Source organism: Vulcaniibacterium gelatinicum (genome assembly GCF_008033445.1).
GTDB lineage: Bacteria > Pseudomonadota > Gammaproteobacteria > Xanthomonadales > Xanthomonadaceae > Vulcaniibacterium_B > Vulcaniibacterium_B gelatinicum.
In genome coordinates, this window is record NZ_VNKO01000001.1 from 43,567 (window position 1) to 65,888 (window position 22,322).

Annotated in this window: 21 protein-coding genes and 1 pseudogene; 8 read left to right on the plus strand and 14 right to left on the minus strand. The window is 71.7% G+C overall.

The features are described 5' to 3' along the window. Positions 1 to 39: 39 nt before the first annotated feature. Complete coding sequence (locus FPV26_RS00200) at positions 40 to 1,320, plus strand: MFS transporter (protein WP_220429051.1); 1,281 nt, start codon at positions 40 to 42, stop codon at positions 1,318 to 1,320. An 18-nt stretch (positions 1,321 to 1,338) separates the two neighbouring features. On the opposite strand, the gene thpR is transcribed toward FPV26_RS00200, so the two are convergent. Then, positions 1,339 to 1,947: an RNA 2',3'-cyclic phosphodiesterase gene (gene thpR / locus FPV26_RS00205; protein ID WP_181952514.1), complete on the minus strand. Its 609-nt coding sequence runs from the start codon at positions 1,945 to 1,947 to the stop codon at positions 1,339 to 1,341. Positions 1,948 to 2,028: 81 nt separating this feature from the next. Here thpR and FPV26_RS00210 point away from each other — a divergent pair, with 81 nt between their 5' ends. Both FPV26_RS00210 and FPV26_RS00215 read left to right on the plus strand, forming a co-directional pair. Then, the gene (locus tag FPV26_RS00210; RefSeq protein WP_147651287.1) at positions 2,029 to 2,232 is read left to right on the plus strand and encodes a hypothetical protein; all 204 of its coding nucleotides are present in this window, start codon (positions 2,029 to 2,031) and stop codon (positions 2,230 to 2,232) included. Beyond that, a complete protein-coding gene (locus FPV26_RS00215) occupies positions 2,229 to 2,681 on the plus strand; it encodes a barstar family protein (protein ID WP_147651289.1) in 453 nt (150 codons plus the stop codon). The genes FPV26_RS00210 and FPV26_RS00215 overlap by 4 nt, the downstream gene beginning before the upstream one ends. Positions 2,682 to 2,728: 47 nt before the next feature. On the opposite strand, the gene FPV26_RS00220 is transcribed toward FPV26_RS00215, so the two are convergent. After that, a complete protein-coding gene (locus FPV26_RS00220) occupies positions 2,729 to 3,163 on the minus strand; it encodes a hypothetical protein (RefSeq protein WP_147651295.1) in 435 nt (144 codons plus the stop codon). Between the two features lie 197 nt (positions 3,164 to 3,360). Here FPV26_RS00220 and FPV26_RS00225 point away from each other — a divergent pair, with 197 nt between their 5' ends. Continuing rightward, positions 3,361 to 5,439, plus strand: coding sequence for a S8 family serine peptidase (locus tag FPV26_RS00225; RefSeq protein WP_147651296.1), 2,079 nt, complete (start codon positions 3,361 to 3,363; stop codon positions 5,437 to 5,439). A 6-nt stretch (positions 5,440 to 5,445) separates the two neighbouring features. Here the strand turns inward: FPV26_RS00225 and FPV26_RS00230 are convergent, their stop codons facing one another. From FPV26_RS00230 to FPV26_RS00260, 7 genes are all read right to left on the minus strand, one after another. Next, positions 5,446 to 7,002: a protein adenylyltransferase SelO gene (locus FPV26_RS00230; RefSeq protein ID WP_147651299.1), complete on the minus strand. Its 1,557-nt coding sequence runs from the start codon at positions 7,000 to 7,002 to the stop codon at positions 5,446 to 5,448. A 27-nt stretch (positions 7,003 to 7,029) separates the two neighbouring features. Then, on the minus strand, positions 7,030 to 7,182 hold the full coding sequence (locus tag FPV26_RS00235) for a DUF4175 domain-containing protein (RefSeq protein WP_147651301.1): 153 nt from the start codon (positions 7,180 to 7,182) through the stop codon (positions 7,030 to 7,032). Positions 7,183 to 7,218: 36 nt separating this feature from the next. Beyond that, the gene (locus tag FPV26_RS00240; protein WP_147651303.1) at positions 7,219 to 7,830 is read right to left on the minus strand and encodes an HD domain-containing protein; all 612 of its coding nucleotides are present in this window, start codon (positions 7,828 to 7,830) and stop codon (positions 7,219 to 7,221) included. A gap of 21 nt (positions 7,831 to 7,851) precedes the next feature. Then, positions 7,852 to 9,627: a GGDEF domain-containing protein gene (locus FPV26_RS00245; protein ID WP_181952515.1), complete on the minus strand. Its 1,776-nt coding sequence runs from the start codon at positions 9,625 to 9,627 to the stop codon at positions 7,852 to 7,854. A gap of 27 nt (positions 9,628 to 9,654) precedes the next feature. Then, positions 9,655 to 9,915, minus strand: coding sequence for a hypothetical protein (locus FPV26_RS00250; RefSeq protein ID WP_181952516.1), 261 nt, complete (start codon positions 9,913 to 9,915; stop codon positions 9,655 to 9,657). 64 nt (positions 9,916 to 9,979) lie between these two features. Continuing rightward, a complete protein-coding gene (locus tag FPV26_RS00255; RefSeq protein WP_147651309.1) occupies positions 9,980 to 10,825 on the minus strand; it encodes an SAM-dependent methyltransferase in 846 nt (281 codons plus the stop codon). 60 nt (positions 10,826 to 10,885) lie between these two features. Next, on the minus strand, positions 10,886 to 11,395 hold the full coding sequence (locus FPV26_RS00260; RefSeq protein WP_181952517.1) for a GNAT family N-acetyltransferase: 510 nt from the start codon (positions 11,393 to 11,395) through the stop codon (positions 10,886 to 10,888). 93 nt (positions 11,396 to 11,488) lie between these two features. On the opposite strand from FPV26_RS00260, the gene FPV26_RS00265 reads away from it, so the two are divergent. The 3 genes from FPV26_RS00265 (at position 11,489) to rnfB (ending at position 14,525) form a co-directional block, all read left to right on the plus strand. Beyond that, on the plus strand, positions 11,489 to 11,923 hold the full coding sequence (locus FPV26_RS00265; protein WP_147651313.1) for a DUF2147 domain-containing protein: 435 nt from the start codon (positions 11,489 to 11,491) through the stop codon (positions 11,921 to 11,923). A 125-nt stretch (positions 11,924 to 12,048) separates the two neighbouring features. Beyond that, entirely contained in the window at positions 12,049 to 14,106 is a 2,058-nt protein-coding gene (gene metG / locus FPV26_RS00270; protein ID WP_147651315.1) for a methionine--tRNA ligase, read from the plus strand. Next, a complete protein-coding gene (gene rnfB, locus FPV26_RS00275; RefSeq protein ID WP_147651317.1) occupies positions 14,103 to 14,525 on the plus strand; it encodes an Rnf electron transport complex subunit RnfB in 423 nt (140 codons plus the stop codon). Before metG ends, rnfB begins: the two co-directional genes overlap by 4 nt. A gap of 30 nt (positions 14,526 to 14,555) precedes the next feature. Here the strand turns inward: rnfB and FPV26_RS00280 are convergent, their stop codons facing one another. Continuing rightward, positions 14,556 to 16,985, minus strand: a complete 2,430-nt coding sequence (locus FPV26_RS00280; protein WP_147651319.1) for a YbcC family protein — start codon at positions 16,983 to 16,985, stop codon at positions 14,556 to 14,558. A gap of 16 nt (positions 16,986 to 17,001) precedes the next feature. After that, the gene (locus tag FPV26_RS00285; protein ID WP_147651754.1) at positions 17,002 to 18,576 is read right to left on the minus strand and encodes a proton-conducting transporter transmembrane domain-containing protein; all 1,575 of its coding nucleotides are present in this window, start codon (positions 18,574 to 18,576) and stop codon (positions 17,002 to 17,004) included. A 103-nt stretch (positions 18,577 to 18,679) separates the two neighbouring features. Here FPV26_RS00285 and FPV26_RS00290 point away from each other — a divergent pair, with 103 nt between their 5' ends. Further along, positions 18,680 to 19,585 carry a LysR family transcriptional regulator gene (locus tag FPV26_RS00290; RefSeq protein ID WP_147651320.1) on the plus strand — a complete coding sequence of 302 codons (906 nt, stop codon included), beginning with the start codon at positions 18,680 to 18,682 and terminating at the stop codon, positions 19,583 to 19,585. Positions 19,586 to 19,615: 30 nt separating this feature from the next. Here FPV26_RS00290 and FPV26_RS00295 read toward each other — a convergent pair whose 3' ends face one another. The 3 genes and pseudogenes from FPV26_RS00295 to FPV26_RS12975 form a co-directional block, all read right to left on the minus strand. Beyond that, on the minus strand, positions 19,616 to 20,602 hold the full coding sequence (locus FPV26_RS00295) for a TraB/GumN family protein (RefSeq protein WP_147651322.1): 987 nt from the start codon (positions 20,600 to 20,602) through the stop codon (positions 19,616 to 19,618). Positions 20,603 to 20,613: 11 nt separating this feature from the next. Next, positions 20,614 to 21,588: a DUF1684 domain-containing protein gene (locus tag FPV26_RS00300; RefSeq protein ID WP_425473023.1), complete on the minus strand. Its 975-nt coding sequence runs from the start codon at positions 21,586 to 21,588 to the stop codon at positions 20,614 to 20,616. Next, a pseudogene (locus tag FPV26_RS12975) lies at positions 21,567 to 22,274 on the minus strand (DNA mismatch repair MutL family protein); the annotation flags it as partial. The pseudogene FPV26_RS12975 and the gene FPV26_RS00300, both read right to left, overlap by 22 nt. Positions 22,275 to 22,322: the final 48 nt, after the last annotated feature.

Consider the following 22,322-nt stretch of genomic DNA (forward strand, 5'->3'; position numbering starts at 1 on the left):
CCCGATCGCGGACGCAGGCACACTGAAGGACCCTCGACCTTGTCCCTGCGCCACGGCATCCGCGACAACCGCGTCCAGTTCGCGCACCAGTTGCTGCAGGTGCTGCTGGTCGGGCTCACGCTGGGCATGACCCGCACCGTGGTGCCGGCGCTGGCCGAGGCCGAGTTCCACGTGCCGCGCGATTCGTTCGTGCTGCTGGCCGCGTTCGTGGTCGCCTTCGGCGTGGTCAAGGGCGCGATGAACTTCGTCGCCGGGCGGCTCTCGGAGACGGTGGGGCGCAAGCGCGTGCTGCTGCTGGGCTGGCTGCTGGCGCTGCCGATCCCGGTGCTGGTCTGGTGGGCGCCGGCCTGGCACTGGATCGTGGTCGCCACGCTGCTGCTCGGCGTCAACCAGGGCCTGACCTGGTCCATGACCCAGACCGCCAAGCTCGACCTGACCCGCGCCGACGAACGCGGGCTCACGCTCGGGCTCAACGAGTTCGCCGGCTACACCGGCGTGGCACTCGCCGGCGTGGCCACCGCCTACCTGGCCGAGACGTTCGGCGCGCGCACGGGCCTGCTGTGGTTCGGGCTCGGGGTGATCGTGCTGGCGTTGTGGCTGACCCACGCCTGGGTGGAAGACACCCTGCCCTGGGCACGCGCGGCGGGCGAAGCCGGCGCCACGGCCGGCGCCGCGGGCGCGCCCTCGGCCCGGGACGTGTTCGCGCGCATGTCCTGGCGCGACCGGCGCCTGGCCGCGCTCAGCCAGGCCGGCCTGGTGGAGAAGTTCGTGGACGCGCTGGTGTGGGTGCTGTATCCGCTGTTCCTGTACCAGCGCGGCGTGCCGCTGCCGGAGATCGGCTGGATCGTCGGCGTGTACGGCTTCACCTGGGGCGGCGCGCAGCTGTTCACGGGGCGCCTGTCCGACCGCATCGGCCGGCAATGGCCGAACGTGGCCGGGATGTGGATCTGCGGCGCGGGCGTGGCGATGTTGCCGCTGGGCGAAGGCAGCGCGTGGTGGTCGCTCTCGGCGGCGGTTTCGGGCCTGGGCATGGCCCTGCTCTACCCGAACCTCTCGGCCGCGGTCGCCGACCTCGCCGCGCCGGCCTGGCGCGGATCGGCGATCGGCATCTACCGCTTCTGGCGCGACCTCGGTTACGCGATCGGCGGCCTGGGCCTGGGCCTGGTCGCGCAGCGCGGCGGCGGCGTGGAAGCGGCGTTCTGGTTCGTCGCCGGTGCGATGTTCGTCTCCGGCGCGCTGCTGTGGTGGTGGGGCGAGGAGAGCCATCCGCGGCTGCGCCACGCCGGCCCGGCCGGACCTGGCGGCCAGCCTCCGCCTTGAGCGCGCCGGCCGCAGGCGTCACGCCCGCTCCGCAGCCGCCGCCAACGGCCAGCGACCGATCACCACATAGCCCTCGTCGCTGCCGTGGCGGCTGTCCACCAGCACGAACTCGCGCACCGGCCACACGATCGGCGCGATCGGCGTGAGCGGCAGCCGCTCGCGGGCGTCGCGCAGCACGGTCACGTGCGGCACGTGGGCGCCGGGCCGCCGCAGCTTCACCCCCTGCGCGGCCAGGGCCTCGTCGAGGCGCAGCCACAGGGCCAGCAGCGGTGCGGGCGGCACGCGACACCCCAGCCACCAGGGAATGGAGCGGTTGCCGAAACTGCCGGCCGCGTCGAGGGCGAACTCGAAGGCCGGCACGGCCACCGCGTCGGCCGCCTGCCTGGCCCGCGCCAGTAGATCGTCGGGCACGCCCGGGAAATCGCCCAGGAACGACAGGGTGAGGTGGTAGCGCCGCGGATCGGCGCGCCGCCCGCGCGCAGCCTGCACGGCGAGCAGTGCGTCGGCTTCCGCCGCGATCCGCGCCCGCACCGCCTCCTCCGGCCACAGCGCGAAGAACAGGCGGTGGAAGCCGCCCCGGCCGGAACGGGGGGCGGCCCCGGGCCCGCCCGGCCCTGCGTCTGCCATCGCCTGCCCCATTTCGATGACCACCCTTTTCCTGTCCCGCGGATGGAGTATCGTGCGGCCGTCACGGCCAGGAAATCCGCCATGCGCCGACACCTTCGCAACCCGTGGGTCTGGATCGCCGCCGTGCTGCTGCTGTTGCTGTGGCTGCTGTGGCCGCGGCCGGTGTCCTCCCCGCCCGTGCCCGCGACACCGCGCGCCACGGGCCAGACGCAGCCACACGACCCGTCGCCGGCATCCACGCTCGCCGAAGCCGCGCACATCCGCAACCAGAGGTCCACCGCATGACCGAATCCGGCTTCGACCCGGGCTTGGGCGATCCCAGCCGCGCCGGGGTCTATTTCGTCACCCAGGACGACCTCCACAGCCTCGGCGTGGCCGCGCGCGACGCGGGGTTCGTCGTGCGCCGCGTGGACCTGTCCGGCTGCACCGACAAGGCCACGCTGCTGCTGCGCATCGGCAGCGCGCTCGACTTCCCCGCCGGCCGCGGCCACAACTGGGACGGGCTCGGCGAGGACCTGCGCGACCTGTCCTGGCTGCCCGCGCCCGGCTACTGCCTGCTGGTGGGCGACGCCGGCGACCTGCGCGCGGGCAACCGGCGCGAGTTCGACATCCTGGTGGATGTGTTCGACGAAGCCTCGATCGAATGGGCCCGGCACGGCACGCCGTTCTGGGCCTTCCTGGCCCTGCCCGACGACGCCTTCGCCGAGATGGACGCGATCGGCGCGCGCGGCTGAGGCCCCGCCCGCGGCGGGCGATCGCCGCGGGCGTTCCGTTCCCTCCGTCACTTCAGGCGCAACTCCCGCAGCAACTCGCTGCCCAGGATCTCGCGCATCGAACCGCGGTCGGCATAGGCCTTCGCCGACTGAGCCCGCGTCTGGCCCGTGACCTGCCGCTCCAGCGGCTCCATCTTGTCCTCCAGGCCGTCCAGCATGGCCATGTTCGGATACACCACCACCAGGTACAGGTTGGGATCCGAGGGCGTGCGCGGCGAGACCGAATACACCCCGTAGTCGAGCACGATGCCGGCCTTCTTCTGCGCCTCCAGCAGCGGCTTGTAGCGGCCTTGCAGGTAGTGCATGTAGTTGTCGAACTGGCCGTCCTTGATCCGTACCGAGGTGACTTCCACCACCGGGCCTTCGCTGTAGGCACGCTCCTGCGCCAGCACCCCGGCCGCGACCAGCAGCCAGGCCGCCAGAACCACCCAGAACCGTTTCATGGTCTTCTCCGATCGCCGGCCGTGGGCCGGCGTTGCGTGGACTCCCCCATGCGCTTCAACGCACCGCTGGCAGCCGTGCAGCCACCGTTCGGCGGAACGGGGCTGGGGGATTTCCCCCGCTGGTGTCCGGGGCTTTCCCGGATGGTTCGGCGGCCACTCCCGGCCGACAGTGCCCCGTCCCTTCCCGGAGCACCGCCATGGCCCGTCCCGCCCGCACCCTCCTCGGCCTCGCCGTCGCCGCCGGCCTGTCCGGCCTGGCCGCCCCGGCGGCCGACGCCGCCGCGCTGATCTCCCCGGACCTGCAGCAGCGCCTGCAGGTCGCGCCCACGCACGAGGTCATCGTCACCTACACCGATCCGCGCGTGGTGCAGCGGCTGGCCCTGCTCACCTCCGCGCTGCGGCCGCTCGAGGAGTTGCCGATGGCCGGCGCGCTGCTGACCACCGCGCAGGTGCGCGAGGTCGCGTCCTGGGACGGCGTGGAGAGCCTCTACTTCAACGCCCCGCTGCGCTACTACAACCACGAGGCGGCCGAGATCACCGGCGGCCACCTGGTCCACGACGGCATCGGCCTGAAGGGCCGCGGCATCACCGTGGCGGTGATTGATTCGGGCATTGACGCCAACCACCCCGACCTGCAGTTCGGCAGCAAGACCATCCAGAACGTGAAGATCGTGGCCGACCTCGGCCTGCTCGGCGTCGGCGCCAACGTCGAGAACCTGCCCGACACCGACACCAGCAGCGGCCACGGCACGCACGTGGCCGGCACCGTCGCCGGCACCGGCGCGGTCTCCGCCGCCGACCCGCGCCGCCCCAACTACTACGACGGCATCGCGCCGGAGGCGAGCCTGGTCGGCCTGAGCGTGGGCGAGGGCATCAACATCCTGTTCGCGCTCGAAGCCTTCGACTACGCGCTCGCCAACCAGCAGCGCTACGGCATTGACATCATCACCAACTCCTGGGGCGCCTCCGGCGGCGGCTTCGACCCCGGCAACCCGATCAACCAGGCCAGCTACGAGGCCTACAAGCGCGGCATGGTGGTCACCTTCGCCGCCGGCAACGACGGCCCCGCCGAGGACACGCTCAACCCGTACGCGATCGCGCCGTGGGTGATCAACGTCGGCTCCGGCACCAAGAGCGGCGACCTGTCGAGCTTCTCCAGCCGCGGCGTGGCCGGCGACTTCTACAAGCACGTGGACGTGGTGGCGCCGGGCTCGAACATCGTCTCCACCCGCGCCGTGGCCACCCCGCTGCCGGCGCTGGGCCCGGTGCTGAACCCGAGCAACCCCACCTACACCGCCTACTACGCCAGCATGAGCGGCACCAGCATGGCCACGCCGTTCGTGGCCGGCACCGCGGCGCTGCTGCTGGAGGCCAACCCCGAACTCTCGCCCGACCAGATCGAGCAGATCCTGGTGCAGACCGCCACGCCGATGCCGGCCTACGGCTACCACGTGGTCGGCGGCGGCTACATCAACGTGTTCAAGGCGGTCGAACTGGCCTCGCGCACGCAGGGCAACCGCGCCGCGTTCCTGCGCGGCGAGACCGCCTGGTCGAGCCAGGGGCAGTGGAACACGGTCGGCGACGGCAACGGCCTGCTCGCCTACGCCGGCAACTGGCAGACCGCCAGCTCGTCCACCGCCAGCGACGGCAGCTACCGCAAGTCCAGCGTCACCAAGAAGTCGGTGCCGCGCCTGCACCTGGCCTTCCACGGCGAGGCGATGCAGCTGCTGTACCCGCGCGACGCCAGGGGCGGCCTGGCCGACGTGTACGTGGACGGGGTGTTCCGCGGCCGGATCAGCTTCTACAACGGCACCGCGGACACCGCCCGCTTCGCCCTCAACAACCTCAGCGACGGCCTGCACAAGGTCGAACTGCGCGGCGTGACCGGCAACGTCTATTTCGACGGCGCCCTGCTCGACGGGCAGATGTTCCCGGTCGGCACGCAACTGGTGGAGGAGACCGAGACCTTCACCGGCACCCTGGGACCGTCGGCGGAGAACCTGGAGGTGGACGAGTTCCCGTTCGAGGTCGGCCAGGACACGGTGTCCATCAAGGCCCGCCTGTCGTGGAGCGGCGGCGTGGACGTGGACTTCTGCCTGGTCAACCCCGCCGGCGAGGAAGTCGCCTGCGGCGCCACCCTGGCCAACCCCGAGACGCTGGAATACGCGGTCACCGAGCCGGGCACGTACCGCTACCGGGTCAAGGGCTACGCCACGCTGCTGGCCAGCTACACCCTCACCAGCACCGAGACCCGGGCGGTGGTGAGCACGCAGTAGCCCGGTTCAGGAGCTGCACGAGAGCATCGAACAGCCCGGCCGCGTCCGCGCCCACTCCGGACGCCGCCGCGCGTAAGCCTCGCGGCCGGGCTGTTCCTGGTAAGGGCGGCGCATCACCTCGAGCAGGACGTGGATCCCGGACGGATCGCCCTGCTCGGCGCGGTCAATGGCCTCCTGCAACAGCCAGTTGCGCGGCACGTAGCAGGGATTGGCCGCCTCCATCCGCGCTCGCCGCGCGGCCGGCGCCAACGGATCCCCCGCCAGCCGCGCGGCGTAGCGCGCCAGCCACGCCAGCAGCGCCGGCTCGGCCTCCCGGCGCCGGGCCTCGTCGTACCAGGCCGCCTCGAACGGCGCCGGCGACGGCGCCAACGGATCGCACCGGCCGAGCGCGCGGAAGAACAGGGTCATGTCCAGCGCGCCCGCGTGCAGCAGGCCGTACAGCTCGCGCATCAGCGCCACGTCCTCGTCGCGGCACTCGGCCAGGCCGAGCTTGCGCGCGATGTTGTCGCGGTCGGCGGCCACGAACGCGTCCACGTAGCGCTGCAGCCCGGCCTGCAACGGCGCCGGGTCGGCGAACAGCGGCGAGAGCGCCTGCGCGAACCGCGCCAGGTTCCACTGCGCCACCTGCGGCTGCCAGCCGAAGCGGTAGCGGCGGCCATGCGCGTCGGTGGTGTTGGGCGTCCAGTCCGGGTCGAAGTCCTCGACCCAGCCGAACGGGCCGTAGTCGAGGGTCAGCCCCAGCACCGACATGTTGTCGGTGTTCATCACCCCGTGCACGAACCCCACCCGCATCCAGTGCGCCACCATGGTCGCGGTGCGCTCGCACACCTCGGCGAACCAGTCCGCGTACAGCCGCTCGCCCTCGCCCTGCAGCCAGGGGAAGTCGCGGCGGATGCAGAAGTCGGCCAGCCGGCGCAGCAGCGCCAGGTCGCCGCGCGCATACGGCAGCTCGAAGCTGCCGAAGCGCAGGAACGAGGGCGCCACCCGGCACACGATCGCGCCCGGCTCCGGCGCCGGGTGGCCGTCGTAGAACATGTCGCGCACCACCTCCTCGCCGGTGGCGACCAGGCACAGCGCGCGCGTGGTCGGCACGCCCAGGTGGTGCATCGCCTCGCTGCACACGAACTCGCGGACCGAGGAACGCAACACCGCGCGCCCGTCGGCGAAGCGCGAGTACGGCGTGGCGCCGGCGCCCTTGAGCTGCAGCTCCCAGCGCTCGCCCTGCGCGTCCACCACCTCGCCCAGGGTGATCGCGCGCCCGTCGCCGAGCTGCCCGGCCCAGGCCCCGAACTGGTGCCCGCCGTAGTTGGCGGCGAACGGCGCCATCCCCGGCAACAGCGCGTTGCCGGCGAACACCTGCACGAACCCGGGCGCGGCCACGTCGGCCTCGTCCAGCCCCAGTCGCTCGGCCATCTCGCGCGAATGCGCCAGCAACCGCGGCGCCGGCATCGGCGTGGGCGTCACCGCCGACCACAGCGCGCCGTGCACCTGGCGCACATGCGGTCCGCTGTCCGGATCTCCCGGCAGCTCGCGGACGAATCGGTTGTCGAACTGCCACTGCATCGCGGCCTCGCGCCGGCCGGGGCGCCGTCAAAACAGCGGCGGCCAGCCGAAGTATGGCGCCAGCAGCCAGTACCCGCCGCCCAGGACCACGCCCCACAGCAGCAACCGCAGCAAAAAGCCCACCACCTTGAACGCCAGGTACAGGCCGAGCACCACCAGGGCGATGGCGAGCCAGTTCATCCGCGACTCCTCCAGAGGTTGCGCCTGCATTCTGACTCAGCGCCGCGCATTCAGCACCCGCCGCAGGTTCGCCCGCGCCTGCGCGTCGAGCCGCTCGTGGAAGAACCCGCTGAGGAAGATCCGCTCCCGCGCCAGCAGTCCCTTCAGGAACCGGCGCCGGTGCAGCCGGAACAGCCAGCCCGGCACGTGCCCGCGGTACTCGGCCGCGATCGCGCGGTCGTAGGCGTCGAACGCCGCCGGCTCGGCGCCCAGGATCGCCATGTCGCAATCCAGGAACAGCGCCGCCTCCGCGTCCACGTCCTGCGGCGCGAGCTGGCCGTGGCGCGCGGTGAGCCCGATCAGCGCCGCCACGCGCCCGGCATCGAGCCCCGCCTCCGGCAGCCAGCGGGCGATGTGCTCGCACGCCAGCGCCGCCGAGCGCGCCTCGTTGTCGCGCCGCCCCGGCGCGTACACCGCGTCGTGGTAGAGCACGGCCAGATACGTCTCACGCGGCTGCCGCCAGCCCGGCCCCGCCGCCACCTCGGCCCAGTGCCCGAGCACCGCCTGCACGTGGCCGAAATGGTGGTACGCGCGCGGCGGCACCGCGTACGCCGCCTCCAGAGCGGCGCGCTGCGCCTCAGGCAGTTCGAGCGGCGCCGGCACGGCCATGGCGCCAGTGTGCCATCGCGCTCAGTGCACCACCGACAGCGGCGCCTGCGCCCGCCGCGCCGCGGGGTCGGACGGCGGTTCGTTGCCGTACACCCGCACGCAATTGCGGCCGTCGTGCTTGGCCCGGTACAGCATCAGGTCCGCGTGCGAGAGCAGCCGCGACAGGTCGTGGCCGGACTGCACCGTGGAGCTGACCCCGAAGCTCGCGGTGATGGCGAAGACGTGCCCCGTCTCGCGCGTGTCTATGCGCGCGATCCGCACCCGGCAGTCCTCCGCCAGGCGCGCCGCCGCCGACAGGTCCAGCCCGTGCAGCAGGATCGCGAACTCCTCGCCGCCGAGCCGGCCGAAGTGGTCCATGCGCCGGCACAGCTCCTGGCAGGTGTCGGCTACCGCCCGCAGCACCCAGTCGCCGGTGATGTGCCCGTAGCCGTCGTTGATGGACTTGAAGTGGTCCAGGTCGAACATGATCAGCGCCGCCGGCTCCCCCGCCTGCGCGCACTTCGCCAGCGCCTGCTCCGCCTGGCGGGTGAAGTGGTGCCGGTTGAACACCCCGGTCAGCGCATCGGTCTCCGCCATCCGCCGCAGCAACCCCTGCCGGCGCTTGACCTGGATGGCCCAGTACGTCACCGCCGCCAGCAGGAACACCAGCAGCACCACCGCCAGCCGCGTCTTCTGCGCCTGCTCGCGCTCCAGGCGTTGCTGGAGCTGGAGGAGCTGGTTTTGCTGCTCCAAAGCCTCGATCTGCTGAGCCCTGCCCTGAGCCTCCAAGCGAACCATCTCATACGCCAGCTCGCGGGCTCTGAGGTCAGCCAAATGGGCCTTGTCGGCATCGGCATACCGCCGAAAAGCATTGAGCGCCGCCTTCATGTCCTTCTCGTGCAGCGCAACCTCATAGAAAACTCGCCATGCCTTGACCAGAGCGGAAGAACTCGGAACCTCAGCCGCATGTTCCAGCACCTTCTGTGCATGCTTTTTCGCCGCATTGAAAGAGCCGGCATCGAGAGCCAGCTCAGCCGCCATGGCCCGCATGTCTGCCAACAAGCGCCAGTAACCAATGGCCTCCGCTTCTGGAATATGTTGCTCAATGAAACCCTTGGCCTCGTCCAGGCGCCCTTCCTTTACCCACTTCTTCGCGAGCAGGACCCGGATGAACATCGCCGCCATCCGCTCGTTGATGGCCAAGCATTGATCGATTCGGCGAATGATGGGGGCATCTGATTCCGGCAGCTTCGCCAAGTGATACTCGGCATCCAGCAGGGCGATTGCACCGACGCACTCACCGCGCGGAAGGGGATTGTCGGCCAAAAGCTCACGTGCATACTTCAAACCAAGACGATACTGCCCCATCTCATTATAGAAGAAGGCAACAGCATACAATCCGTCATGCTTGATCGCCTTGTCTGAAACTCTGTTGCGCAACGGCAGGATTTCATGCAACTGCCGGAAACCATCGGTAAACCTCCGGTCAAGGCCATAGGCATTGATGAGCAATGCACCCGCCCGGTAGCGAAGATCCGCTGAAGGCTTGTCTTCCATCAGCCGCTTCAACCGCTCAATGCTTCCTCGCAGATCATCGCGATAGACCAGCGACCGATAAGCATCGAGGTACCGCCAATGCTGCACCTGGCGCGGCTCAGCCTCCTTCAGGAGGGTAGCGACCTCGTCAAGACGGTTCGAGAACTCTCGCCCATCCACGCTCCGCAAACGATCGGCATCCCGCAACAGGGCATCCACGCGAGACACAGCATGAACATGGAAGGCGCATGCCAGACCCACGATCAACAGCCAGCGATGCATGCGCCTCATGTTCACCACCTGCGCGACCTATTCGCTCTCATCCTCACCGGGCGCGTCATCCTCGCGGCCAGGCGAAGGCTGATCTTCGTCGCCATCAGGCGTGGCAACAAACCATGCCATCGCGGCACGCGCCCCCAAAAGACGCGCCAACTCTTCGGCATCCCCGGCCAGCAACAATCGCTTCACCAATTCGGCGTCCTCAATCCCGTTGATTCCATTGACAAGCGAATCCACGGACGCCGAGCGATCCCGGCCTGCATTCTCCAGAGCAACAAGCAAACCCTGCATACCCCCTCCCCTGTACTGATTGGCAACCAACCCCATCACTCAGCTTTCGCAGACACGCTCACCTTCAAGAAAGCTGATCGCATTCGACGTTCATCCGCTCCTGTTTCGTTGCAGCAGAACCCTCCACCTCGAACTCCAACGCCGCCAGCCGCTCCAGCATCGCCTCGTTGCGCTGCATCGGCCGCGCCGGCGGGATCACCAGGGTGGTCTGCATGCGCAGGTCGGCGTCCACGATCGCCGACAGGGGCATGCGGTCCATGCGCGGCTGGCAGATCGGCAGGGTCGCGGCCTCGTAGGCGATGACCTCGTGCTGCGGCGGGTAGTCCTCGCTCAGCAGCTCGAGCAGCAGGCGGCGGTGGGCGGCGCCGGTGGAGAAGCGCGCGGTGGAGCGGTCGCCGGCGATGCCGATCTGCCACAGGACCAGGTACGCCGACGGGTCAATGCGCCGGCGGTAGAACATGAACTGGCTGGCCTCGTAGTGCTGGCAGCCGTAGGTGCCGGGGTCCATGCCGAGGTCGGCGTACAGGCAGTCCTCGGCGGAGATGCCGGGCTCCATGTGCGCCTGGAAGCCCTCGGCGCGGGCGCGCTCGATCGCCCGGTGCGGCACCAGCGCGAACACGCCGGGGTGGCCGTAGAAGACCCCGCACACGCGGCGACCGGCGCGCACCTCGGCGAGCATGGCCTCGACCATCTCGCGGTAGGTGCGGGTGCGCGGCTTGCCCTCGCGGTAGTAGGGCTGCAGGCTGCGCATGTCGGGGCGCATCTGCTGCAGCCACAGCTCGACGATGGGATCGGAGACCAGGCCGAACACGACCTCGGCCTGCTCGATCTCGCTGCGCGAGCGCGGCGCGAGGTGGGCCCCGAGCATCATGCCCAGGCCGACGCAGACCAGACTCCCTGTCGCTTCCATCGGATCGGCCGCTCCCCAGCGGTCGGAATGGGCGGACTGTAGCGGCGCGGGGGGCGGCTGTCACCCCGGACGGGACAGTTCCCAGCACCGTTCGTCGTCAATGTCCGACGGGATCGGCCGGAACCCCAGCCGGGCCAGCACCCGCCCCATCGGCGTGTTGCCAGCGGCGTGCCGGGCCCACAGCCGGGCCAGCGGCCACGGCGCGGCCGGATCGAACGCCCGCGCCGCGAACGCCGCGATCACCTCCGCCGCCACGCCCCGCCCCTGCCAGGCCGGCAGCAGCATCACTCCGATCTCGGCCGAGTCCTCCCGGTCGGCGTCGCGGAACAGCCCGCACAGGCCCACCGCCTCGCCGCTGCCCCGCGCGCGGATCGCCCAGCGCTGCCAGCGCGGCGGCGACTCGCGATTGCGCGCGCACGCCTTCTCGAAGCTGCGCCGCGCCGCTTCCCCGGTCATCGGCGCGGCGACGTGCGCCATCACCGCGGGATCGGTGTAGAGGGCGACGTACAGGGCCGCGTCGTCCGCGGCGAGCGGGCGCAGGTGCAGGCGGGCGGTGTCGAACGGAATCATCACGGCAGCGTATTCCATACCCCTGCGGATGCGGCTATAAAGGCCACGCCCGGCTCGTCCGGGACCGCTTCGCCACATTCCCCGGGAGGAACCATGCGCATCAAGATCCTGGCCGCGCTCTGCGCGCTGCCGCTGCTGGCCGCCACCGCCACACTCGCAGCACAGTCCTCGCCGCTGGGGCGCTGGAAGACGCTCGACGACAAGACCGGCAAGCCGATGACCGTCACCGAGGTGTACCAGGCCAGGAACGGCACGCTGGCGGCGCGGATCGTGGAGAACCTGGGCCTGCCGCCGACCTGCGAGCAGTGCAGCGGCGAGTACAAGGGCAAGCCCTTCGTCGGCATCGTCACCCTGTGGAACCTCAAGCCCAAGGACGGCGGCTGGGGCGACGGCAACGGCTACAAGCCGTCCGAGGACACCCACTTCAAGGTCAAGAGCGTCAAGCTGGTGGACGGCGGCCGCAAGCTCGAGGTCATCGGCTGCAAGGCGATCTTCTGCCGCACCGCGACCTGGGTGCGCGCCGACTGAGCGCCGCAGCTCGCGCCGACCACGACGGCCCGGCCCATGCCGGGCCGTTGCGTTTCCGGCCCCGGAATTCCCGGGGCGGCGTGAGCGGCATGCGATAATCGCCGGCCCTTCGCCGCCTGCACGCCATGAGCCGCAACGTCGCCGTCACCTGCGCCCTGCCCTACGCCAACGGCCCGCTCCACCTCGGCCACCTGGTCGGGTACATCCAGGGCGACATCTGGGTGCGCGCGCGGCGCATGGCCGGCGACCGGGTGCGCTTCGTCTGCGCCGACGACACCCACGGCACGCCGATCATGCTCGCCGCGGAGAAGGCCGGGATGACGCCGGAGGCCTACATCGCCGGCATCCAGGCCGCGCACGAGCGCGACTTCGCCGACTTCCTGGTCGCCTTCGACCACTACGACTCCACCCATTCGCCCCGCAACCGCGCGCTGACCGAGCTGATCTACGCACGGCTGGAGGCCGCCGGCCACATCGGCCGGCGCAACGTGGCCCAGTTCTACGACCCGGCCAAGGGCATGTTCCTGCCCGACCGCTACATCAAGGGCACCTGCCCGAACTGCGGCACGCCGGACCAGTACGGCGACAACTGCGAGGCCTGCGGCGCCACCTATGCGCCCACCGACCTCAAGGAGCCGCGCTCGGTGCTCAGCGGCAGCCGGCCGGAGCTGCGCGAGTCGGAGCATTTCTTCTTCGAGGTCGGCCGGTTCGAGGGCTTCCTGCGCGAGTGGCTGGCCGGCGACGTGGCGGTGCCGGGGGTCAAGGCCAAGCTGCTGGAATGGCTCGACGCCGAGGGCGGGCTGCGCGCCTGGGACATCTCCCGCGACGCGCCCTATTTCGGCTTCGAGATCCCCGGCCGGCCGGGCAAGTACTTCTACGTCTGGCTGGACGCGCCGATCGGCTACCTGTCCAGCCTGCAGGCGCTGTGCGAGCGCGAGGGCGGCGCGCTGGAGGACTACCTCGCGCCCGACAGCCGCGCCGAGCTGCACCACTTCCTCGGCAAGGACATCGTCAACTTCCACGGCCTGTTCTGGCCGGCGGTGCTGCACGGCGCCGGTTTCCGCGCCCCGACCCGGCTGCACGTCAACGGCTACCTGACCGTGGACGGCGCCAAGATGTCGAAGTCGCGCGGCACCTTCATCATGGCCCGCACCTACCTCGACGCCGGGCTCGACCCGGAGGCGCTGCGCTACTACTACGCGGCCAAGTCCTCCGGCGGCGTGGACGACCTGGACCTCAACCTGCACGACTTCGTGCAGCGCGTGAACAGCGACCTGGTCGGCAAGTTCGTCAACCTCGCCAGCCGCTGCGCCGGATTCATCGACAAGCGCTTCGCGGGCGAACTGGCCCACGCGCTGCCCGAGCCGGCGATGTACGAGCGCTTCGTCGCCGCGATCGCCGCCGTGCGCGAGGCCTACGAACGCAACGAACCGGCCGCGGTGCTGCGCCAGGCGATGGCGCTGGCGGACGAGGCCAACCGCTACATTGACGAACGCAAGCCGTGGGTGCTGGCCAAGCAGGAAGGCGCGGACGCCGAGCTGCAGGCGGTGTGCACCCAGGGCATCAACCTGTTCCGCGTGCTCGCGGCGATGCTCAAGCCGGTGCTGCCGCGCCTGGCCGCGCACGCCGAGGCCTTCCTGGGCGCCCCGGTCGCCGCGTGGGACGACCTGCGCGCGCCGCTGCTCGGCCGCCGCATCAACGCCTACGCGCCGCTGTTCACCCGCATAGACCCCAAGCGCATCGAAGCCATGATCGAAGCCAGCAAGGACACCCTCGCCAGCCCCGCCGCTCCCGCCCAGGCCGCGCCGGCCACGCCGGGCGACAAGGCCGCGCCCGCCGCGACGCTCGCGCCGCAGATCGGGATCGAGGACTTCGCCCGGCTCGACCTGCGCATCGGCAAGGTGCTGGCCTGCGAGTTCGTGGAAGGCTCGGACAAGCTGCTGCGCTTCGAACTCGACGCCGGCCCGCTCGGCAGGCGCCAGATCTTCTCCGGCATCCGCGCCAGCTACGGCGAGCCGACGAAGCTCGTCGGCCGCAACGTCGTGTTCATCGCCAACCTGGCCCCGCGCAAGATGCGCTTCGGCGTGAGCGAGGGCATGATCCTCTCGGCCGGCTTCGACGGCGGCGGCCTGCACCTGCTGGACGTGGACGCCGGCGCCGAGCCGGGCATGCCGGTGAAGTGACCGCCGATCTCGTCGAACGCCTCGACCGCATCCTGCCGCAGACCCAGTGCGGCCAGTGCGGCTACGCCGGCTGCCGGCCGTACGCCGAGGCGATGGCACGCGGCGAGGCCGACGTGGACCGCTGTCCGCCGGGCGGCGATGCCGGCGCGCGCGCGCTGGCGAAGGTGCTGGGCGTGCCGGCCCGGCCCTACGACCGCAGCCGCGGCGAGCACAAGCCCGCGCAGGTGGCGTTGATCGTCGAGGCCGACTGCATCGGCTGCACCAAGTGCATCCAGTCCTGCCCGGTGGACGCGATCGTGGGCGCGGCCAGGAGCATGCACACCGTGCTCGCGCCGCTGTGCACCGGCTGCGAGTTGTGCCTGCCGGCGTGCCCGGTGGACTGCATCGTGATGGAGCCGGCGGCGACGCCTGCCGACTGAACCGTACCGGGTTCGCCGCGGCCGAGCCGCTCATGCGGCCGCCTTTTCCGCTGGCCGCCCGGCGCCGCTGCCGGAGACCGGCTCCCACCGCAGATCACCGGCGTAGCGCCAGGCCACGCGGCCCTGGTCGTCCAGCGCGAAGAGGTGGAGCCATTTGTTGTCGAACAGCGAGCGCACCCCGGCCTGGCGCTCGAGGATCGCCACGATTGCCTCGCGCGGCGCTTCGACCAGGACGGACAGGCGCAGCGGCTCGTGGACGAACTGTGCTCCGTCATGCACCGATTGCCACGGCAGGCCGGCGCGCAGCAGGCCGCCATTGCCCTCGACGACGCCGATGCCGCCGGTCACGTTGTGGAGGAGCTTGTTGCCCGCCCCGAACACGTCCGGCGCGACGGTCGAGCCGTAGTACTGCAGGCTGATCCAGCTTGCGACCACGACCGGCGCGGTCAGGATCAGCTCCAGCACCCCGAAGCCTTCGTCCCGACGCCAGTCGTAGTCGTGCAGGAACGCGCGCCCGCCCAGGTCGCGCCCGGCGGTGCGCCGGCGCGGCGCGGCGACGAAGGCCTGACAGCCGGCCAGCGCCCATTCCGGCCGCACCTCGGCCCAGTCGCGGGCGCGGCGGGCGATGTCGCGCCCACCGGCGGCCCGCGGCAACCGGAGCGCGCGCTCGCTGCGCACCAACGCACCGGCGGCGGCAAGCCAGGCCTTCGCCTGCCGCAGATCCTCGCCGTGCGAGGCCGTTCGGTGATCGGCTTCGTAGATCGTCACCTCGTCGGTGGTGGTGTCGTGCAGCGCGCCCAGGAACAGCGTGTCCGCCGGAATCGCGATCCCGCGCGCCTTCAGGCCCTCGCGCACCTCACGGTCATTGAGCAGCGCCGCGAGCAGCCGAGCGTTGACCTCGCCGGAATAGCCGCCGCAGGCGCCGCAATGAAGGGCGCTGGCGTGCGGATTGTTGACGACGCTGGCGCCGTGGCCGGCAAGCAGCACCAGGCGCGCGAAGCCGTCGGTCAGCGACATCGCCCTGAGCACGTTCTCGGCCATGGCAAGGCGTGTGCCGGGATCGAGCGCGGGATCGAAACGCGGCGCCGGATCGTCGGGGACCGGATTCCGCGCAAGCCTCAACCCGTCGCGCAGGAGCTTGCCGACATAGAGCGGGCCGGCCGCCTCGACGAAGGCGAAGGAGGAGACGGCGGCCAGCTTGAAGCGGCCCCACGCCCGCTTCGCTCGCGCCGCGATCCGCGCGGCCTGGTCCGCCTTCGCGACCTCCGGCGCAGGCGCGCCTGCGCAGGTGGTGGCGGCGGGGGTCAGCAGCGCCGGCAGGCGCGCCTCGACGACATCCGAGGCGAAGCGCCGGTGCGCGATGCCAAGCCCGAAGAAGCCGGCGAACCCGAGGGTCCGGATGCCCGGATCGAGGCTCTCCAGCGCCCGGCGGAAGACCTCCGAGCGCACGTCGATGCAGAACACCATCTGCAGCGCCGGTCGCTGCGGCGACGCAGCCGGCGGCGCCCCGTCGAACAGGGCCTGGAGCCGCCGCTGGGCGGCGCGCTCGGCGGCCTCCTGGAGGATGGCGTCGACGCAATCATCGGCCGTGGGCTCCGCCGGCTGCGCATAGGCGGCGGCCGTCTCCCGCCAGCGGGATGCGATGCGCGGCCCGTATTGCCGCAGCAAGGCTTCCTCCCACACGAGGCGGATCGCGAGCAGGTCCGTCACCGCCGCATCGGTGCCGCCCGCAAGCTCGGCCTGCCAGAGGCGGTGACGGGCGAGTTGCGCCCAGCCGCCCAGGCCCATCAGCAGGCGATGGAAATAGCTCTCCAACGCCTCGACGCTCAAGTCCAGGCGCCCGACCGCCCTGACGATCGCATCGTCCGCCGCCTCCGGCGCGTCCGCCACCGCCGCGGCGAAGCCCGTGAGGCCGAGGATCTCGGGGGTGAGGTCGTGGATCGCGACCGCGCGCCAGGCCGCATACGCGCCGCGTCCCCGCGGCATCGCCCAGAGCGCCTGGCCCTCGTCGAAATACCCGGCCGCCCAATGGCCGAGACGCTCGGCAACGAGCCCCGTCCAGTCGGTCCCGGACGCCTCGCTCGCGAGATCGGCCACCGTCGGCGCGGCGCGAGGCGCCGGTGCGGCCGAGTGCACCGCCTGCCTCAGGGCGGCGAGCGTCCCCGGCCGCATCCGCTCGGGCGCGGCATCGAACGCGGCCTCGAGGTCGGCGTCGCTGATGGCGCCGGTGCGCATCCGCTCGGCATACCAGGCGCGGGGCATCGTGAGCGCGATCCCGGCCACGCGCCGCAGCCGGGCCGCGGCGGCCGCGAGCGGCTCCCCCGTCTGGCCGAGGAACGGGTTGACGGCGACGCTCGAGGCCAGCGGCCAGAGCGGCGGGATGGCGTGCGCCGCCCGGGCGGCCGCTTCGAGGATCGCCTCGGCCTCCCGCAACGGCGATCGGGGCGCGGTCATCAGCATCGGCGAACTCCAGGGTTCATCGGGACGCCCGGCCGACGGACCAGCCGCCGAGCATGCGATCGAGGGTGGCGTTGACGTAGAGGCCGTTCGACAAATGGACGCGCAAGCCCGCGGCGGCCGGGTGCGAGGCCCAGAGCGGGAACAGCGCCTGCGCGACCGCCACCAGACCGAAGCTCAAGACCGCGAGGGCCATCAACGTCCATTCCAGGCGCCCCGGCGCGGGGGTCGCCGGCAGCACGCCGGCCGTCAGCCATTCGGCCGCCCTCTGGAGTGCGAAATAGCCGACCGCCGCCGCCGTCGAATACAGCGCCGTCTTGCGCGTCAGCAGGCGCGGCGCGGCATCGGCCAACCCCTGCGCCAGGAGATAGGCGACGCCGAAGATCAGGATGGCGCCGAGCGCCAGCGCCTGCGGCGACTTGCGCTCGAAGCCGAAGACCGCCCCGAACGTCGCGCCGATCGCGACATAGATGGCGAGCGCCGCGAGGAACGCCCGCCCGACCGCGGCCCCGCTCGGGACCGCAACCGGCCCGGGGCGCCGGATTGCGGCGACCTGTTCGACCGCGCCGCCCGATGCCAGGAAGGCGTGCGCCTTGTAGAGCGAGTGCGCAAGGATGTGCAGCAACGCGAGCGGGAACAGTGCCAGCCCGCATTGCAGGATCATGAAGCCCATCTGCGCCACGGTGGACCAGGCCAGCGAGGTCTTGACCGCCGGCTGGGTCAGCATGACCAGCGCACCGAACAATGCGGTGAAACCGCCGATCATCGCCAGCACCGCGAGCACCCCGGGCGCCCCGAGCATCACGTCGGCGAAGCGGATGAGCAGGAAGCCGCCGGCGTTGATCACCCCGGCGTGGAGCAGTGCCGACACCGGGGTCGGAGCCTCCATCACCTCGGTCAGCCAGCCGTGCGTCGGGAACTGCGCCGACTTCAGAAGCGCCGCCACGGCGAGAAGCGCGGCCGCGGCGAGGACCGGCGTGGTCGCCTCGCCGGCGCGCGCGGCGGCGTTGATGGCCGCGATGTCGGTGGTGCCGGCGGCCATCGCGAGGAGGGCCGCCGCGACGCCGAGCGCCGCGGCGCCGAGGCTGGCGAACAGGGCCTTCTTGCGCGCGGCCCGGCGTGCCGCGGCGCGCTCGGGATAGGACAGCAGGAGCCGGTGCAGGCAGAAACTGGTCGCGATCCAGGCCGTGACCAGCTGGGCCAGATTGCCGGCCTGGACCAACAGCAGCACGGCCGCGATCGCCGCGCAGAGCCAGCCGGTGAAGGCTCCCTGGCGCGCCTCCCCGTCGAGATAGGTCCGGGTATGGCGGACCACGATCCAGCCGACGAAGGAGACGAGCAGCAGCATGGCGACGCTGACCGCGTCGAGCCGTGCCGAGAGCCCGATCCCGGCCGCGCCGAGCAGCGGGCTGGTGGCCGGACCGTGCGCCAGGAGAAGGCCGAGCGCGCCGAGCACGACGGCCAGAGCCGCAAGCGCCGCCCCCTCGGCCAGAGCCGGCACCACGCGCGGGCGGCGGCCGGGCCGGAGGAACCCCAGCACGGCGGCCAGGAGCAGCGGCAACGGCGCCGACAGCGGCAGCAGAGCAAGGAACACGGACTTCCCCCGACGACAGTGGCGTTCGGCGCGAGGATAGGGCCCGCGTTTCCAGAAATAAAATAGATTGTTATTTAAATATCGTTCGATATAATCGAACGTCATGAGCGCGCTCAACTACAACCACCTGCGCTACTTCTGGGCCGTGGCCCATGACGGCAACCTCACCCGCACCGCCGAGCGGCTGAACCTCACCCAGTCGGCGCTTTCGGTGCAGATCCGCAAGCTCGAGGAACGCCTCGGCCACGCCCTGTTCGAGCGCCGCGGCCGGCAGCTGCACCTGACCGAGGCTGGCCGCATCGCACTGGATCATGCCGACGCGATCTTCGCGGCCGGCGAGGAACTGCTCGGGACACTGCGCAACACGGGAGCGGCCCGGCAGGCGCTGCGGGTCGGCGCGCTCGCCACCCTCTCGCGCAACTTCCAGATGGCGTTCCTGCGCCCGGTCCTCGGCCGGCCCGACATCGAGCTGATCCTGCGCTCCGGAAGCACGGCCGAGCTGCTGAGGTCGCTCGAGACGCTCAGCCTCGATGTGGTGCTGATCAATCAGGCGCCGGCGCGCGATGCACTGACCGCGTTCGTCGCGCACCGCCTCGCCGAGCAGCCCGTCAGCCTCGTCGGTACGCCGGGGCGCTTGGGCAACGGGAGGAAGGACAGCCTCGCCGAGCGGCTCCGTGCCCATCCAGTCATCCTGCCGACCGCGGACAGCGGGGTGAGGATCGGGTTCGACGCCCTGGCCGACCGCCTCGGCGTCCGCCCGCAGATCGCGGCGGAAGTGGAGGACATGGCGATGATGCGCCTGCTCGCCCGTGAGGATGTCGGCCTGGCCGTGCTGCCACCGATCGTGGTCAAGGACGAAATCGCCTCGGGCGTGCTGGTCGAGGCAGACCAGTTGCCGGGCATCGCCGAGACCTTCTACGCGGTGACGATGAAGCGACGCTTCCCCAATCCGCTCGTGCGACGGCTGCTGCACCCGGATGCCGAGACGAGCGCAGGACGGAGCGCCTGACCCGGCCCCGCGGCGCGAGCGGGCGCGCCCTCAGCGCCTGGCATCCGCCCCGCAGGCGTTGCAGATGCGCTCGACCTTGTAGCCCTTCGCGCGCAGCATCTCGACCACGCCGTCGCTGCCCAGCAGGTGCAGCGCGCCGACCACCACCAGGGTGTCGTCGGTGCCGGGCTGCTTCAGGCGCGCCTCGAGCTTCGGCAGCCAGGCGCGGTTGCGGTCCACGTTGATGCGCTTGTAGGTGGCGGGGCGCTCGCGGGCCATTTCCTGGCGCAGGGTGCCGTCGAGCTTGTCGGCGTCGCCGGCGCGCCAGGCGGCGTGCATGTCCAGCAGCTTGCCGATCGCCTTCTGCGGATCGCTCAGGAACTCGTCGAGGTCGGCCACCTGCTCGGCGTGCGGGGTGGCGTCGAGCGCGGCGAACTGCGAGTCCAGCGTCTCCAGGCCCGCGGCCGGCTTCTTCGCCTCGGCGGCGCGCTGCATCAGGTGCCGGTCCAGGCCCTGCTCCGGGCGGAAGCCGAGCGCCTGGCTCACCCCGATCAGCAGCCCCAGGTTCACCGCCCACGGCTCGACGTTCTCCATCGTCGCCAGCGAGGCGCCGCTCATCGCGGCCATCTTCTCCAGCTTCTGCAGCGTCTGCGCCGGCACCACCTTGCTCAGGCTCAGGCCGTCGGCGTACTGCGCGGCCTGCTGGAACTTGGCCGCCACCTCCGCCTGCGCCGCGAGCTCCTCGGGCGCGACCTCGAACACCAGCGCCTCGGCGTCGGCGAAGGCCGCGTCCACTTCCGCCGCGAGCGGATAGTCGTCGGGCTTGAGCAGGTGGAACGAGCCGAGCAGGTACAGGCTGTTGTCGGCGTCGGACACCTTCCACAGCAGCGGCACCGGCGACGCCTGGGGCGCGGCCGTGTCGGCCTTCGCGGCGGCCTTGCTCGCGGCGGGCGGCGCGTTCTTGGCGGGCTCCGGAGCGGCCGCGTGGGCCACGGCGAGCACGGCGAGGACGGCGGCGGACAACAGCAGTTTGCGCATGGACTGATCCTTCAGTGTTGCGGGGTGGAGGGGGCGCGGTAGATCCGCTCGCCCGCCGTGATGGCGAGGTCGAGGCGGTTCTCGGGGGGCGGTAGCGGGCAGGTCGCGAACGCGGTGAACGCGCACGGCGGATTGTAGCCGCGGTTGAAGTCGAGCACGACGCGGCTGCGGGCATCGGGCAGCGGCGCGTACAGGTAGCGGCCGGCGCCGTAGCTGCCGTGGCCGTTGGTGCGGTCGGCGTAGATCAGGAACAGCTCGCCGCCGCCGTCGTCGAGCGCCTCCAGGCGGAAGCGGCGGCCGTCGCGCTCGAACTCGACCGCGCCGGGGTTCTTCATCGCGATCGTGTTGCCGGTGATGTCCACCACCGGAATGGTGCGGCCGGGCGGGTGCGGCACGAAGCGCCCCTCGATCCGCCACGCGCGCGAGGCCGGCCAGTACTCGAGCCGGCCGAAGCCGGTGCGCGCAGGCGCATCGGCATGCTTGACCCGCAGCGCGTAGCGGTCGCCGCGGCGGATCACCAGGGCCTGGCCCTTGCCGTCGTCGAAGCCGATCACGCTCGGCCCGGCGGGATCGGCGTCGGTGGCCAGCGCCACCGCGCCGGCCAGCGGTTCGCCGTTCAGGGTCAGCGGTACGCCGGATTCGGGCACGAAGCGGATCGCCCCGCCCTTGCGCTCGATCATGCCCAGATGCTCGGGGCCCATCGCGATGCGGATGCCGTTGTCGGCATCGCTGCCGACGTAGTGGGCGCGCTCCTCCAGCCAGTGCAGGCCGATCACGCTGGGCCAGCCGTCGGGCTTGAGCAGGCTGGCGCGGCGCTGCGCGCGCCAGGCCTGCTGTTCGGCCGCGAACGCGCGTTGCGCCTCGGCCTCGCGCCGCGCCTGCGCCTCGCGCGCGGCGCGGTCGTCGCCGCAGCCGGCCAGCGCCAGCAGCAGCGCGGCCAGCGCGCCCGTCCGCAGCATCGGCATCAGCGTCCGCGCAGGAACCATGCGTCCATCTCCGCGAGGGTGAAGCGGGTCCAGGTGGGGCGCCCATGATTGCACTGGCCGGAGCGCTCGGTCGCCTCCATCTCGCGCAGCAGGGCGTTCATCTCGGGGATGCTCAGCCGGCGGTGGGCGCGGACCGCGGCGTGGCAGGCCATCGTCGCCAGCAGTTCGTCGCGGCGCGCGGCCACGCGCCGGCTCTCGCCGTGTTCGCGCAGGTCGGCCAGCACGTCGCGCAGCAGCGCCTCGACGTCGCTGTCGGCGAGCAGCGCCGGCACGCCGCGCAGGGTCAGCGTCTGCGGCCCGCTGCGGGTGACCTCGAAACCGAGCCCGGCCAGCGTGTCGGCCTCGCGCTCGGCCAGGTCCGCCTCGCGCTCGGACACCGCCAGCTGGCGCGGCACCAGCAGCGGCTGCACGCGCAGGCCCGTGCCGTCGTGCGCGGCCTTGAGCTTCTCGTAGCCGATCCGCTCGTGCGCGGCGTGCATGTCCACCACGATCAGGCCGTCGGCGTTCTCGGCCAGGATGTAGATGCCGTGCAGCTGCGCGATCGCGTAGCCGAGCGGGGGGATGCCGGCGGCGTCGGCGGGCAGCGGCGGCGCGACGGCGACGGCCTGGCCGTCGCGCGGCGGGGCCGCGTACAGCGCGGCGTAGGCGGCGCGCGCCTCGTCCACGCGCAGGCCCAGCGGTGCCTGCGCGGCCGCGGCATGGGCCGGCGCCGGCGCGCGCGGCACCTCGATGGG

Excerpts from the sequence above, each read along its gene's own strand:
- thpR (WP_181952514.1), bottom strand. The coding sequence starts at position 1,947 with ATGGCAGACGCAGGGCCGGGCGGGCCCGGGGCCGCCCCCCGTTCCGGC.
- FPV26_RS00210 (WP_147651287.1), top strand. The coding sequence starts at position 2,029 with ATGCGCCGACACCTTCGCAACCCGTGGGTCTGGATCGCCGCCGTGCTG.
- FPV26_RS00215 (WP_147651289.1), top strand. The coding sequence starts at position 2,229 with ATGACCGAATCCGGCTTCGACCCGGGCTTGGGCGATCCCAGCCGCGCC.
- FPV26_RS00220 (WP_147651295.1), bottom strand. The coding sequence starts at position 3,163 with ATGAAACGGTTCTGGGTGGTTCTGGCGGCCTGGCTGCTGGTCGCGGCC.
- FPV26_RS00225 (WP_147651296.1), top strand. The coding sequence starts at position 3,361 with ATGGCCCGTCCCGCCCGCACCCTCCTCGGCCTCGCCGTCGCCGCCGGC.
- FPV26_RS00230 (WP_147651299.1), bottom strand. The coding sequence starts at position 7,002 with ATGCAGTGGCAGTTCGACAACCGATTCGTCCGCGAGCTGCCGGGAGAT.
- FPV26_RS00235 (WP_147651301.1), bottom strand. The coding sequence starts at position 7,182 with ATGAACTGGCTCGCCATCGCCCTGGTGGTGCTCGGCCTGTACCTGGCG.
- FPV26_RS00240 (WP_147651303.1), bottom strand. The coding sequence starts at position 7,830 with ATGGCCGTGCCGGCGCCGCTCGAACTGCCTGAGGCGCAGCGCGCCGCT.
- FPV26_RS00245 (WP_181952515.1), bottom strand. The coding sequence starts at position 9,627 with ATGCATCGCTGGCTGTTGATCGTGGGTCTGGCATGCGCCTTCCATGTT.
- FPV26_RS00250 (WP_181952516.1), bottom strand. The coding sequence starts at position 9,915 with ATGCAGGGTTTGCTTGTTGCTCTGGAGAATGCAGGCCGGGATCGCTCG.
- FPV26_RS00255 (WP_147651309.1), bottom strand. The coding sequence starts at position 10,825 with ATGGAAGCGACAGGGAGTCTGGTCTGCGTCGGCCTGGGCATGATGCTC.
- FPV26_RS00260 (WP_181952517.1), bottom strand. The coding sequence starts at position 11,395 with ATGATTCCGTTCGACACCGCCCGCCTGCACCTGCGCCCGCTCGCCGCG.
- FPV26_RS00265 (WP_147651313.1), top strand. The coding sequence starts at position 11,489 with ATGCGCATCAAGATCCTGGCCGCGCTCTGCGCGCTGCCGCTGCTGGCC.
- metG (WP_147651315.1), top strand. The coding sequence starts at position 12,049 with ATGAGCCGCAACGTCGCCGTCACCTGCGCCCTGCCCTACGCCAACGGC.
- FPV26_RS00280 (WP_147651319.1), bottom strand. The coding sequence starts at position 16,985 with ATGCTGATGACCGCGCCCCGATCGCCGTTGCGGGAGGCCGAGGCGATC.
- FPV26_RS00290 (WP_147651320.1), top strand. The coding sequence starts at position 18,680 with ATGAGCGCGCTCAACTACAACCACCTGCGCTACTTCTGGGCCGTGGCC.
- FPV26_RS00295 (WP_147651322.1), bottom strand. The coding sequence starts at position 20,602 with ATGCGCAAACTGCTGTTGTCCGCCGCCGTCCTCGCCGTGCTCGCCGTG.
- FPV26_RS00300 (WP_425473023.1), bottom strand. The coding sequence starts at position 21,588 with ATGGTTCCTGCGCGGACGCTGATGCCGATGCTGCGGACGGGCGCGCTG.